The 12,386-nt window shown below is 54.9% G+C and carries 11 protein-coding genes; 4 read left to right on the top strand and 7 right to left on the bottom strand.

Annotated elements, in window-relative coordinates:
* Window positions 1-264: 264 nt before the first annotated feature.
* From gluQRS to F6R98_RS15710, 4 genes are all read right to left on the bottom strand, one after another.
* Window positions 265-1,209 carry a tRNA glutamyl-Q(34) synthetase GluQRS gene (gene gluQRS, locus F6R98_RS15725; RefSeq protein ID WP_153249863.1) on the bottom strand — a complete coding sequence of 315 codons (945 nt, stop codon included), beginning with the start codon at window positions 1,207-1,209 and terminating at the stop codon, window positions 265-267.
* Window positions 1,210-1,233: 24 nt separating this feature from the next.
* Window positions 1,234-1,674 (bottom strand): RNA polymerase-binding protein DksA, encoded by a 441-nt coding sequence (gene dksA, locus F6R98_RS15720; protein ID WP_153249862.1) that lies wholly within the window; start codon window positions 1,672-1,674, stop codon window positions 1,234-1,236.
* 141 nt (window positions 1,675-1,815) lie between these two features.
* Entirely contained in the window at window positions 1,816-2,457 is a 642-nt protein-coding gene (locus tag F6R98_RS15715; RefSeq protein ID WP_194269977.1) for a response regulator, read from the bottom strand.
* Between the two features lie 191 nt (window positions 2,458-2,648).
* Window positions 2,649-3,005, bottom strand: coding sequence for a hypothetical protein (locus F6R98_RS15710; RefSeq protein WP_153249860.1), 357 nt, complete (start codon window positions 3,003-3,005; stop codon window positions 2,649-2,651).
* A 156-nt stretch (window positions 3,006-3,161) separates the two neighbouring features.
* Here F6R98_RS15710 and F6R98_RS15705 point away from each other — a divergent pair, with 156 nt between their 5' ends.
* The 4 genes from F6R98_RS15705 (at window position 3,162) to F6R98_RS15690 (ending at window position 7,991) form a co-directional block, all read left to right on the top strand.
* The gene (locus F6R98_RS15705) at window positions 3,162-3,614 is read left to right on the top strand and encodes a hypothetical protein (RefSeq protein ID WP_153249859.1); all 453 of its coding nucleotides are present in this window, start codon (window positions 3,162-3,164) and stop codon (window positions 3,612-3,614) included.
* A gap of 63 nt (window positions 3,615-3,677) precedes the next feature.
* The gene (locus F6R98_RS15700) at window positions 3,678-5,141 is read left to right on the top strand and encodes a pyridoxal phosphate-dependent decarboxylase family protein (RefSeq protein WP_153249858.1); all 1,464 of its coding nucleotides are present in this window, start codon (window positions 3,678-3,680) and stop codon (window positions 5,139-5,141) included.
* Window positions 5,142-5,149: 8 nt separating this feature from the next.
* Window positions 5,150-6,376, top strand: coding sequence for an ATP-grasp domain-containing protein (locus F6R98_RS15695; RefSeq protein WP_153251098.1), 1,227 nt, complete (start codon window positions 5,150-5,152; stop codon window positions 6,374-6,376).
* A 19-nt stretch (window positions 6,377-6,395) separates the two neighbouring features.
* Window positions 6,396-7,991, top strand: coding sequence for a hypothetical protein (locus F6R98_RS15690; protein WP_153249857.1), 1,596 nt, complete (start codon window positions 6,396-6,398; stop codon window positions 7,989-7,991).
* On the opposite strand, the gene F6R98_RS15685 is transcribed toward F6R98_RS15690, so the two are convergent.
* The 3 genes from F6R98_RS15685 to F6R98_RS15675 form a co-directional block, all read right to left on the bottom strand.
* Window positions 7,955-8,773, bottom strand: a complete 819-nt coding sequence (locus F6R98_RS15685; protein WP_153249856.1) for a hypothetical protein — start codon at window positions 8,771-8,773, stop codon at window positions 7,955-7,957. The two genes, F6R98_RS15690 and F6R98_RS15685, sit on opposite strands and share 37 nt — an antisense overlap.
* Before the next feature lie 21 nt (window positions 8,774-8,794).
* Window positions 8,795-10,582 (bottom strand): VWA domain-containing protein, encoded by a 1,788-nt coding sequence (locus F6R98_RS15680; protein WP_228124914.1) that lies wholly within the window; start codon window positions 10,580-10,582, stop codon window positions 8,795-8,797.
* Window positions 10,583-10,699: 117 nt separating this feature from the next.
* Complete coding sequence (locus F6R98_RS15675; RefSeq protein WP_194269975.1) at window positions 10,700-12,268, bottom strand: FimV/HubP family polar landmark protein; 1,569 nt, start codon at window positions 12,266-12,268, stop codon at window positions 10,700-10,702.
* Window positions 12,269-12,386 lie beyond the last annotated feature (118 nt).

Raw genomic sequence — 12,386 nt, 5'->3', positions numbered from 1 at the left:
TTCTCATAATTTAACGGCATTGGGGTAGGGTATCTCGCGCAGCGAAACAAAACCAAAAGACCTTGTTTCAACAATTGTAACTATTCAGCGTCCCGATTTTCCGTTCGTCCTGAGCCTGTCGAAGGATGAATGGAAAATCCTTCTGTCTTGATAGTTAATCCGTTCATGGTTCGACAGGCTCATCACGAACGGATTAACTTAACGGCTTCGGATAAAATATCAAAGGACGCTAAATAATTGCCAGCAATTAAACCTCAGTTAAACCTACGGATATCGAATCGCTGCAATATTGCGAAGCTGATCAATATCCCAATGCGCAACCCCCCAACGCAAGATCTCCATAGCCGAAGCATCCGATAATTCCAATGGCGGATTTTGTTTCAACAGCGCCAACAGCTGCAACAACAATTGCGCCGGATTTCCGCTATCGACAGCAGTTGCCCCCGTCTGTTTACTGTACTTGACCCCCTGTGCATCAACCAGAACCGGAATATGCAGATAATCGCCAACCGGCATGCCCAGCAGGTTTTTCAAATGAATCTGGCAGGCAGTAGAATCGAGCAGATCGATGCCGCGCAAGGTTTCAGTGATTTGCGCATGATAATCGTCAATAACGGTGGCGAGATGATAGGCGATGATGCCGTCCTTGCGCCGCAATATGAAGTCCCCGGTTGTGTCGGGCAGCGAATAGCTGAGCGGCCCTTGCAAGTGGTCGATAAACGAGATGGTATCACGCGCTTTGACGCGTAAAGCATGTGGTAAGTCGGGGTTTTGCTTTCGCAGTGCGCAAAAGCCGGGATAAGGGCGCGGACCGGTTTCCGGAGCGGACGAGTTTTCTTGCCGCACAGGCTGAGCTTCGCCCAGCGACTTTCTGGAGCAGGTGCAGGGATAGAGCAGACCCTTACTATCCAGTAGATCGAGGGCTTCCCGGTATAACGGCAAATGCTTGCTTTGATAGGCGACGGCGCCATCCCATTGCAATCCCAGCGCGTCCAGCGTTTGCAGTATGCCGTCGGCTGCGCCGGGAAAGGTTCGCGGCGCGTCGAGATCGTCTATCCTTAACAGCCATAGTCCGTTCTGCGAACGCGCCTGCAGAAAACCTGCGAGAGCCGTAAACATTGAGCCGATGTGCAGCGGCCCGGTCGGCGAGGGCGCGAACCGACCCCGATAGACCGGTGACTTCCGGTTTGCCGTGTTCTGCCCGGACAGAAGGGGGTCCCGAGTTGGATGCCGTCAGCCTAGCTGTTTTTCGCGCAACTCATCCAGCGTCTTGCAATCGATACACTGGGACGCAGTGGGTCTGGCCTCCAGACGGCGTATGCCGATTTCCACACCGCAGGTTTCGCAGAAGCCGTATTCGCCGTGCTCGAGCGTTTCGAGCGATTCTTCTATTTTTTTGATCAACTTCCGCTCGCGATCTCGCGTACGCAGTTCCAGGCTGAATTCGGATTCCTGCGTCGCGCGGTCGTTCGGGTCGGGAAAGTTTGCCGCTTCGTCCTGCATATGATGCACGGTACGGTCAACCTCCGCCATGAGATCGGCCTTCCATGTTTTCAGTATATTGCGAAAATGCTCAACCTGGGCCTCATTCATGTATTCCTCGCCCGCAACCAGCGGATAGGGCTCGAAACTGAACGGCGATGCCTGCTGCGGTGCTGTTTTTGTCTCAGTCATCCATTTGCTCCAAACACGCAATAACAAATCAACTAATGCTAGCACCGGAAGGCACAAGCCGCAAGGTTTTCTCTGTCGGTATCCGGATAGAAATCGCTGTCAAGGGTTGGGAGTTATCCGGTATTCGGTTTTGCTGCGGATTCAAGCCAGGTCATGGTCGATGGCATAGCGTATCAGTTCGGCATTATTGGTCAAAGAGAGCTTTTTTAGCAGTCTGCTGCGATAAGCGCTGACGGTTTTTACCGAAAGGTTGAGCTCGTCCGCAATGAGTCCGACGGTTTTCCCTCCCGCAATCAGGCAAAGCGTCTGCATCTCCCGCGCCGATAAGGTCTCATGCAGAATGGGCCGATGAGTGCCGTTCAGACGGCTTACCAGATCCTGCGCCAGCCATGGAGAAAGGTATTTGTTTCCGGTGGAGACCTGACTGACCGCCTTGATAAGGTCGTCAGGGCTGGTGTCCTTGCTTATAAAGCCGGAAACGCCGGCTTTTAATGCCGGAACAGCATATAACTTTTCCGAAAGTTGAGTGAGCACCAGAATTTGCACCATAGGGTACTCCTTTTTTATGTGTTCGAGCATGGCGACTCCGTTGCGTCCGCTTTGCCCGATATCGGTGATCAGTACGTCGCAGGTCAGATTTCTGAACAGATGTGCCGCATCAAGTGCGGTTCTGGCGTAACCGGTTATTTGAAAAAGCGGATTTTCAGACAGAATCTGGCTGACTCCTGCCCGGAAAATGGCATTTTCATCCGCCAAAACTACTTTTATCGGTCCTATATCCATCGTTAGCCGTGCTGAAAGTGCGGACGCCAACATTGACTGTGAGGCCGTGCCTACCTCGACAGGTTCAGCGCGGAGGACTTAAGTCAACAGTATATTTTTCTTTGCGGGAGAAGCTTGATCTTTAAGCATGGCTAATCCGGGCGGCCCCTTAAACTGAAAACACGGCTTTAAGGGGCGGTCCGGTTTCCGTTTTACTGTTGCGGCTGCTGGGGCGTCATGTTTTGCGCCGGCATGGTCTGCATGCCGGTGGAACCGGTGGAGTAGGTGTAACTGCCGGTACCGCATGCGTTATTAGTGGTGTAGGTCGGTGAAATCTCCTGGCAGTTTCTGCCGTTCGAAGGCGGGGCGCCGACTGTGACGGAGCCGTTCGCGCCGCCGTTCTGGATGGCACCGGCCCCGATCATGGCTCCTGCGGCCCAAGCGCCGCCAGCTGCTCCCGGACCCATTGGCACCGGCGGGCCGGCAAAGGCGTTGACGTTCAAAACGGCGTTGAAGCCGAGTATCAGTCCGCAGCAAACGGAAATGTTGAAAGCGCGTCGCTTGTTCATAATCAAGCTCCTGTAATGAGGTATTTTGTGAAGGTTTGCGCGCTCCCTGCGCTCGTCTAAAACGGCGCAACGCGCATTTCGAGAATTTAGCGCGTTTGGTTGCTTTGTGCAATGGCGCGTATGATAATTCAGCTTCGGTCAAATCGGAGTTACGTCATGCTGCGCACAAGGCTTGCTTGCACACTGTTGATACTGTCATTGCTTAACGGGTGCGCCACTGTATTCAGAGGCGGGGATGAGTCTTTGATGATTGAAACGCGCATGCAGGACGTGGACGTGTCTTCCGCGACCCTATGCAAGGCCCAGAACGGACAAGGGGTATGGACGAACGCTTCCAATGATCCGTTGAGCAATACCCTGTCGGTGCGCAGGAGTTGGAGCCCTTTACAGATTAATTGCCATAACGGTCTTCAGGAGGGCAGTAAACAGATCGAGTCGCAGTTCGACCCAGGCGCTTATCTGTTTCTGGATTTGTTGCTGGCTTGCCTGCCTTGTATCGTCGATGTTTCTACCGGCGCGTTCTTTACTTATGGACATTATTCGCAGGGAGAAAGGGGTTATGCCGAACCCCTCTCGATGAACAGAATTCACTACGATATGGGCCATTGATCCCTCGGCGCGCTTCAGTTATGCCGAATAATGCCGTAATAGTCAGTAAAAGCCGCAAACAGCATGACTGAATGGTCGAACGAATCGCTTGATCCGGCTGATTGGGATGAGGTGCGCTTGCAGGCGCACCTGATGCTGGATGACATGCTGGATTACCTGGAACATACCCGTGATCGTCCGGTATGGCAAGCGCCGCCCGAAGCCGTGCGCATGCAATTTCGCGAGCCGTTGCCCCAAACCGGCACGGAACTGGATGAAGTGCACCGCATTTTTATGACGGCGATAGCGCCATACGCGGTGGGGAACACGCACCCCGGTTTTTTCGGCTGGGTGCATGGCGGCGGCTCCGTAGTCGGCATGCTGGCGGAAATGCTGGCCGGGGGCTTGAATGCGAACCTTGGCGGACGCAACCAGATACCCGTAGAAGTGGAGCGCGAAGTCGTGCGCTGGGTATGCGGGCTGTTCGAGTTTCCCGAATCCGCCAGCGGTATTCTGGTGACCGGCACTTCAATGGCTACTTATCTTGCTGTGGTGGTGGCGCGTACCCGTGCGTTGGGGGTCGATGTTCGCTGCAACGGTTTGGGGGAAGCCGGGTCGCGTTTGGTGGCCTATACATCGGAAGCTGCGCACGCCAGTATTGCCCAGGCGCTGGATTTGGCCGGTATCGGCATCGAAGCCTTGCGTAAAATCGCGGTGGATGGCCGGTACCGCTTGCAGGCCGGCGCGCTGGAAGCCGCCATTATCGAAGACCGGAGAGCGGGGCTGCATCCGTTTTTGATCGTGGGAACAGCCGGTAGCGTCGATATTGGCGCCATAGACGATCTGGACGCGATAGCGGAAATAGCGGCACGCTACCGGCTTTGGTTTCATATAGACGGCGCCTTTGGCGCGCTGGCCAAAATGTCTGAGACGCTGGCGCCGTTGCTCAAGGGGATCGAACGCGCCGACTCCATAGCATTCGATTTTCACAAGTGGGCGCAGGTTCCTTATGACGCCGGTTGCCTGGTGGTTAGAAACGGCGATCTGCACTATAAAACATTTGCCGCGCCGGTTGCTTATTTAAAGCGCGAGACACAGGGCTTGGCCGCCGGCTCGCCCTGGCCTTGCGATTTCGGGCCAGACTTATCGCGCGGTTTCAGAGCGCTCAAGATATGGTTTACGCTTAAGGTCTACGGTACGCGTAAGTTGGCGGAAGTAATGGAGAATACATGCCATCTGGCGAATTATCTGGCATCCGCAATCGATGGGCATCCGGAGTTGGAGCTGCTTGCGCCGGTCGGCTTGAATATTGTTTGTTTCCGTTTTTGCACTGACGGGGACGGCAACGCCTTGAATAGCCGCATAGCTACTGCTTTGCAGGAGTCCGGGGTTGCAGCGCCGTCGACTACTGTGCTGCAGGGAAATGTAGCGATACGCGTAGCCATAGTAAATCACCGCACCCGCACCGACGATCTGGACGCGCTATTGTGTGCCACACTTCAGTTCGGGCGGGAGTTTTCTGGACAAACGACACTGAGGGAATCATGAGTGAAACCATGTTAAACGTAGTAGGTAACGCGTCTCAACCCACGCCGCTGATCGGGTTGGGAGGGTTGATGCGCCGTTTGTTTGCGGGAGACGATTTGCAGGCTCTGACGGTGCAGCTGATCGAGCGCGCCGTACAGAACGCCAACGATGCCAATGCGGTAATGGATGTAGCGACGCTGATGTTCATGATCGCCAACAGGGACTTGGGGCTGACCCTGCAGCAATCGGCGCTGGCTACCCAGTCGCTTTACCGGATACCCAGCGCGCGGCAGCCGGCGCGCCTGCGTTTGCTGGTGTTGTTGGGGCCGGGGGATTTGATGGCCAATACGCCGGTTGAGTTATTATTGGAAGACAGCGATATTTCGGTTGACCTGTTGTATTTAAATCCGGGAAAACACCTGACCGGTGACGATATTCCCTCCCATGATCTGGTTTTTGTCGCGATAGGCGAGTCCGGAGCCAATGTTCCGTTGCTGGAGGCGATAGGGCCGCTGTTGGCTGGCTGGATAAAACCGGTGATCAACCCTCCCGAACGCATTACACGCTTGTCGCGAGATAAAGTGTGCCGTTTGCTGGCTAACGCGCCGGGCGTGGAAATACCCTCATCGGTCCGCTGTAGCCGGCAGCAATTGCTTGAGGTGTCGAATGGGCAGGCCGCTCTTGCCGGTTTTGCCGGTGACATGACATGGCCGATTATTATCAGGCCGCTGGATTCACATGCCGGCCAATATTTGCAGCGTATTGACACCGCCGCCGCACTGCAAGCTTACCTGGATGAAGCGCCTGGCAATGAGTTTTATATTTCCCATTTTGTCGACTATGCAGGTAGCGACGGTTTGTACCGAAAATACCGCATTGCGCTGATTAATGGACATCCTTTTATTGCACATCTGGCAATTTCCGAAAATTGGATGGTTCATTACAACAACGCCGGTATGAAGGATAGCGAGGCGAAACGCAATGAGGAGGCCGCCGCTATGGAGACTTTCGGTGAAACTTTCGCCCAGAGGCATGCGCAAGCGTTTCAGGCCATAAATGCTCGCATGGGGCTGGATTATCTGGCGATGGATTGCGCGGAGACTGCCGGCGGGAAGTTGCTGCTGTTTGAGGTGGATACCGCCATGGTGGTGCATGCGTTGGACCCCGTCGACCTGTTTCCGTATAAACAGCCGGTCATGAGAAAGTTGTTCGATGCATTTCGCCAGATGCTTATCGACAGGCATGCCGGGCGATAAGCAAGCGATTATTCGTTGCATGCCTGCAAGATCCGGCAGCATGGTGCGTGCTCGGACTGCGCCGTTCAAGCATCCGGTGGCATCCTTGCTCCCGGCAACTGAGCAATTATTGCAGCAGGGAGGCGATGCGCGCGTGGTCGTCGATCCGGCAACAGGTTTTACGCGCTACGGTTGTACTTATCGCCCTGATGCGGAATTGCTGGCCTTCGGATCATCAACGGCGTCGATTATTTCAGACACCGCGTTCGCCGCCGCCGACGCATTACGCGAGCGGCTGGTTCAGGCACTGTATGCCGGAACCGATCCGGAGTTGCTTTATGGTGCGGAGCTGGAGCGCATACGCAAGGAGTTTTTGCGTATGAGTCGTCTGGACGATTTACCCGGTCTGGAGTGTATCTTTTCGGCTTCGGGTACGGACCTGCATTTGCTGGCATCCCTATGGCTATGCAGCGCGCAGCAAACGCCTTCGGTTATCATCATGGTGGATCCGACCGAGACCGGAAGCGGAGTCTCGACTGCATTGCGAGGCCGTCATTTCGGTAGTTGCGCGATTTTCGGCGCGCCGGTGCAGCCGGATACTGCGTTGGTCGCAACCGCAATTACGCCTGCAATAGTCCATATCGCCCTGCGCGACGTATCCGGTAATCTGCGTTCGCTGGATGAAATCGATGCGGAAATGACCGAGGCAACGGAGCAGGCCATCCGGGCCGGTTGCCGTGTGCTGCTGATTCCGATAGATGTTTCGAAAACCGGCATCATGGCGCCATCGCCGTCAGGCGTGATGGCGCTGTATCAGCACCATCGCGACCGGCTGGATGTGATGGTCGATGCTTGTCAGTTTCGGCTATCGAACGCCACGTTGCGCTTTTATCTCGAACAGGGATACATGGTGGCGCTGACCGGCTCCAAGTTTTTAAGCGGGCCTACGTTTTCGGCCATGCTGTTGCTGCCGCGCGCCGCAGCCGCGCGTCTGGCGCAGCATCCGGCTCCGCCGGAGCTGGCGGCATATTCAAGCCGGGTAGACTGGCCGGAAGGCTGGGTTGCCGCGCGTTACCTGAACAGGCTGCACAATTTCGGTTTGCTGCTCAGGCTGGAGGCGGCCCTGGAAGAGTTCAGGCGCTTTTGCGCCATTCCTGAAACGCTGGTCGCCGCATTTATCGATCGTTTTTCGGCGGCGATCAGCACCCACACCGAGCGTTGGGGCGAATGGCAATGGTTGCCGCCGCCGCCGCTGCAGCGCACGCCTTTGCTGAACGTCGATTCCTGGGATAGCCGGCAAACCATTTTCCCTTTTTTACTATTTCATCCCGGAGACGTCCAAAAAAAAGCACCGCTTTCGCGGGAGGAAACCGCCCAGGTTTATCGTCAACTGCGCTTACCGCAAGCGGGCGGTCGTCCGGCGGCAACGGCGCGTTGCGAATTGGGGCAGCCGGTACCCTGCGGTTTTATAAACGCAATCCCGGTGAGCGTGTTGCGTTTATGTTTGAGCGCGCGTTTGCTGGTTGAGGCGGCGCAAGATACTGACGGCCACGGGCAAGCCGTTATAGCGCGCGCAGTGACGGTTTTGGATAAGACGTATCAACTTTTGCTTGCCGGCGGTTCGGTAACGGATTGACTAAGCCGGTCACGCCTGTTGAACCCGCCTTGTTCGTCTTCGGGTAAGTCCAGTACCAGCGCGCCGCTATCCCCCGTGATTTTTTGCGGGGACTTGTCCATAACGTTCTCTATATCATCATCCAGCATCAGCATCATATCCTCCGGTTGATCGTCATGTTCTTCCTCGCCGAACAGCAGTTCCATTTCGTTTGAGTCCGGGATGACCAGATCGATATCCTCGTTGCCGAGCCCGGGGTTCTCCAATGATGTTACGCCATCGTTTTCAGTCTTATTGTCCTGCGGCGCATCTACGGACGTAGAAGGTTTCAGCATGGAGGCCAGCGCAATGAGCTGTTCCTCGTTGAATTGCCCGAACTCGATATGGATGCGGGACAGCCGCCGCATATCCCAATGGCTCAGCGTATGGGTAAGCGAGCTTAAAAACGCCTGCTCGTTTTCCAGCAGTTGGAGGCTTGCCTGCGCCGCTTTTTCCGGGCTGAAATGAAACAGATCCTCGATCTGTTGTTGCCGCAATTCCCGGCGAGTGTCTTTCCCGCGCGTATAAAGTTCGATCATTTGCGAAACGGCGGAGATTATTTGTTTTCTGCGAAGCCGGACCAGACGTATCGCGTATAGGCTGCCTCCTATACCCAAGAGCAGAAGTTCAGTCAGAAGTATCCACATCAGCGGCGTCAGACTGGTGCCGGAAGTCAGGTGCGTAAAGTACGAAAGCACGGTTTCGCTTAGCGTACCACTGTTATTCTGAACAACGGCTATCGTGCTTGCTGGTAGGTCTGCCATAGGTTTTCTCCAAGGGCGCCTTTATTTGAGGCGGCCGTTCAGTGCTTCCAATGCAGCCATGCGTCTGCGTTGAGAACGTTTGTATCCCCACCAGATGAAACCGGCTGCGCATAAATTGATGACAACGGCCAGCAAGCCGGAAATTTGCCAGCTCTGCTTTAAATTCTGGGGCGGCTGCTGGGGCGGCGGAGACGGTTCTGCGGGAAGCGCCGCTGCCAGTGGCTGCGGTGGTGGTTCGACCGGCGGTTTGCCGTCGATTTTCAAAGGCTTTACGGCAAGCGTGTTTTCCTTGCCGTCCGCGGATTTCTGCCTGACGTTGAAATTAATCAGCCAATGGTCGTTGGGTGCCGGCGCATGCAATTTGATTTGCCAGACGTTCCCGCTGCGTTCGATCACAGGATTCAGGCTTTGCTGGGTTTGCACCGTCAAATTGGCGGATATGTGCAGGCTGTCCGGATTAAGGCCGGGTTCGGGCGTCAATTCGACCAATAGCTTGGGAGCGCCGTTGTCGATGATGTCGCGGGTTTCTATTTTCAGAAAGTTTTCCAGGACACTGAACTTCTGTTCGACGGCGCGTTGAAAAGTCTTGCCGTCAGCCGAAATCATCAGGGTATATTCGCCGGGTGCAATCTCGCCGTTGAAACTCGCACTGAAGCGTCCGGCATTAATGTCTGTTTTGAGCAAATCCAGCGATTGGGCGGTAAAATCGCCCTTTTTTAGTTCCGCATGCACACTTATCAGCGAAAGGAAGCGGTCTTCGCGTATGGGCTGGTTTTTATCGGTGAAGCGCACCGCAATGTCGGGTACGTTGCCTGCGGGCGTGAAGTTGTCCAGCGCCGGCGCTTGTTCCATTTTGAGGTGGGTAACCACCATGACCTGATTGGCCGGGTCCATGTCGGCTTTAAGGGTCCAGACGCCGACTTCCGGATGTGCGATGGTTATCAGGTCGAAGCTCGGTTCATGCAGCCAGCGCACATTTTCCAGATGCTGGCGCAAACTTATTTTTTTGCCGCTGGGCGAAATCAACGCGCTTGCAGGCGCGTTGCGCCGCAACATCGCCAGTACCGTAAACTCTTCTATGCTGGCGTCGATGTTGAAATGATTGCCCTGGAGCGGCACGGTATCCCGCCTGCTGGTTTTGTTGAATAACTCCACGAATGCGCGCTGTAAATACTCGGCATTGTCCGCTATCTCAAACCAGCCGCCGGTTTTGACGGCGAGGTCGCGCATTAATGCCTGATCGGCAAGTTTTGATAGCGCAATGGTATAGACTTTGACGCCCGCATGCTGCAATTCCGGTATCAGCTTGTTGGCGATGCGCTCCTGCGATGCGACGCTTTCCTGGCTGTTTTTTGATACGTCGACCATGCCATCGGTCAACAGTATCAAGTGCCGATGACCGGGCGCTTCGGGCGTCTGTATCCATGTCTTGCTCGAAGAAGAGATAGCCGTTTCGATATCGGTAAACAGTCCTCGCGAATTTATGCTGTGCGCGTTGCGCGTTGCCTGCTGTTTCCACAGCTCGTCGATTACGCTGACCGGCATCAGTGCAACCTGTGTGGTATCGAACAGCCAGACTCCGGCGCGGCCGCCATTGGGCAATAGATTGACCAGCAGCTTGAGCGAAGGCACCCGCAGGTTTTTCGGGTCGGTTTTTTTCATGCTGCCCGAGGTGTCAATGACAATATGAACCTCATCGCCCTGCGATGCCGGGGGAGCGGGCGCAGTAGCGATCGTGTTATTGGCGGTTACACCCGGAAGCTGGGGAGGGTAGTCCGCGCCTGGCGCAATACAAGTTGCCAATCCCATTATCAGTAATAAAAAAAAACGAAGCGCCAACACATTTCCTCCTGATAATGCTGTAATCAACCCGGCAGCAGAATAGCTGCGAGAACAAATACTTTTGTCCGATTACGGACCGGGTGTTCAATGCTTGCTATTCTGCTTGCCGTCCTGCAAACCAAAATCCAAGCCTAAATCGTCATCCACATAGTTGTTATGGTCAACAGCAGAGACAGGCTTTTTTTGATCTGGCCGTTCTGCGACAACGGAGGTTCTGAGAGGCGGTGGATCGATATTTTCAGCCGCGTCATAAAACGCCGGTTTCTGATTCGCTTTTATCGCTGACTTGTCGTCGTGATATGGCGAATACTCCCGGTTTTTTTCGCCGATGGACGCAGCATTCGCGTAGCCCAATTCCGGGATGTCGGCATAGGGCGATAGCTCATCATCTGAAGATAGCACTACCGTTTCAAATCGTCCCGGAGACGGCCCGACAGGAAGCGGTTTTGTTTCTGGCGCCGCCGCGACTGCGCGTTGCTCGGGTGACGCCGAATTTTGCCCGGATTTTGGCGCAGTGTCCGGAGAGGTTGCAGTTGTTACGGCGCGTTTGCGTAGTGTAAGCGCCAGTTTAATCAAAGCACGCACTGCCATTTCCAATAAAACACCGACTGCAGCGATGCTTGCCAGCGTAACCGGGTCCAGCGCTTTTATGGATTTCCATATTTTTAACAAATGGTTAAAGCCGGTTACGGGCGCAGCCTCATCGTTTCCAGGGGTTTTTTCGTTAGCCGCTTCATGCGCTGTGCTTAAAGCGGCCTGGGACTGTTGCTGCGGCGTCAGTTTCGCATTCAGTTGCTGTATTTCGTTTTGTATCGCGATCAAACGGCTTTCCGCATCCCTGCTTAGCGCCAGTCGGCAATCTTCCGTGGTGCACGGCGGTGTGGTCTCCTTAACCTCCGGCGTTGCCTGGGCAGGCGTTGCTACTGTGGATACGGAGGGCGGAGCAGCGCTGATATTCTCCGCACTTTGCGGCGCCGGTACTGTCGTCGGTTCAGTCGTGCGCTGTTCTATCTGAATGACGGCTGTTTCATGTGTTAGCGAAGGAGCAGGCGGTGAAGCCGCTTTATCGGGCTGTATCTGCGGAGCAGCTTCTTGCGGCGTGGAAGGCTGCATTGTGTGTATTTCGATGACCGGGGTGGATTTGGAGTCGTCCGTAGACGCCGCGGCACTCCCTTCTCTGTTTGTTGCAGGTATCCTGGCTTCATTTTTGCTGGGATGACGTGGCGATGTCTGCCCGGATTGTTTGAAATGTAATATCCTGCCTGCATCGTAAGACGCGCCCGAACGAAGCTTGCGCAGCAATTCCTTGGCGTCTGCGGGTGATATTTGCGCAAACAGGATAGCCGGTGGGACGATCAGTTGCGATCCTGCCTTGAGCCGGCTGATGTTATGTTCGGCGAATGCTTCGGGGTTGGAAAAATAAAGCCCCAGCACCATTTGCTCGATTGTGGCCGATTGGGGGCGGTTCACGCGGGCAATACTCCAGATGGTGTTTCCCTGCATCACCTGAATTCTGTCGCGCTGATAGGGCGTCAAATCCGAGAATACGTCCTCATCCTTGACAGTTTCCGGGGGGGGCGCCTCTGCCGAGGCCATTCCGGGTAACCCGAGAAAAGTGCAGAGCGCCAGCGAGGTGCGGAACTTTACTAGCATACTGATTCCCTTATTCGGTGATGGCATGCCGAAAATACGAACGAGGAGGCGCGGGTACATTGATATATAGAAATATCATGACAATTGCATTAATAATACATGGTGGGTAGTATCCACT

Origin of the sequence: Candidatus Methylospira mobilis (genome assembly GCF_009498235.1) — a bacterium.
GTDB lineage: Bacteria > Pseudomonadota > Gammaproteobacteria > Methylococcales > Methylococcaceae > Methylospira > Methylospira mobilis.
The sequence above is the reverse complement of the archived record's forward strand: the minus strand, read 5'-3'. Positions and strand labels throughout refer to the sequence as shown.

What these genes read in the sequence shown, in the direction of transcription:
- F6R98_RS15675 (WP_194269975.1), bottom strand. Translation starts at nt 12,268, where the DNA reads ATGCTAGTAAAGTTCCGCACCTCGCTGGCGCTCTGCACTTTTCTCGGG.
- F6R98_RS15690 (WP_153249857.1), top strand. Translation starts at nt 6,396, where the DNA reads ATGCCTGCAAGATCCGGCAGCATGGTGCGTGCTCGGACTGCGCCGTTC.
- F6R98_RS15695 (WP_153251098.1), top strand. Translation starts at nt 5,150, where the DNA reads ATGTTAAACGTAGTAGGTAACGCGTCTCAACCCACGCCGCTGATCGGG.
- F6R98_RS15710 (WP_153249860.1), bottom strand. Translation starts at nt 3,005, where the DNA reads ATGAACAAGCGACGCGCTTTCAACATTTCCGTTTGCTGCGGACTGATA.
- F6R98_RS15715 (WP_194269977.1), bottom strand. Translation starts at nt 2,457, where the DNA reads ATGGATATAGGACCGATAAAAGTAGTTTTGGCGGATGAAAATGCCATT.
- F6R98_RS15685 (WP_153249856.1), bottom strand. Translation starts at nt 8,773, where the DNA reads ATGGCAGACCTACCAGCAAGCACGATAGCCGTTGTTCAGAATAACAGT.
- F6R98_RS15680 (WP_228124914.1), bottom strand. Translation starts at nt 10,582, where the DNA reads ATGGGATTGGCAACTTGTATTGCGCCAGGCGCGGACTACCCTCCCCAG.
- F6R98_RS15700 (WP_153249858.1), top strand. Translation starts at nt 3,678, where the DNA reads ATGACTGAATGGTCGAACGAATCGCTTGATCCGGCTGATTGGGATGAG.
- dksA (WP_153249862.1), bottom strand. Translation starts at nt 1,674, where the DNA reads ATGACTGAGACAAAAACAGCACCGCAGCAGGCATCGCCGTTCAGTTTC.
- F6R98_RS15705 (WP_153249859.1), top strand. Translation starts at nt 3,162, where the DNA reads ATGCTGCGCACAAGGCTTGCTTGCACACTGTTGATACTGTCATTGCTT.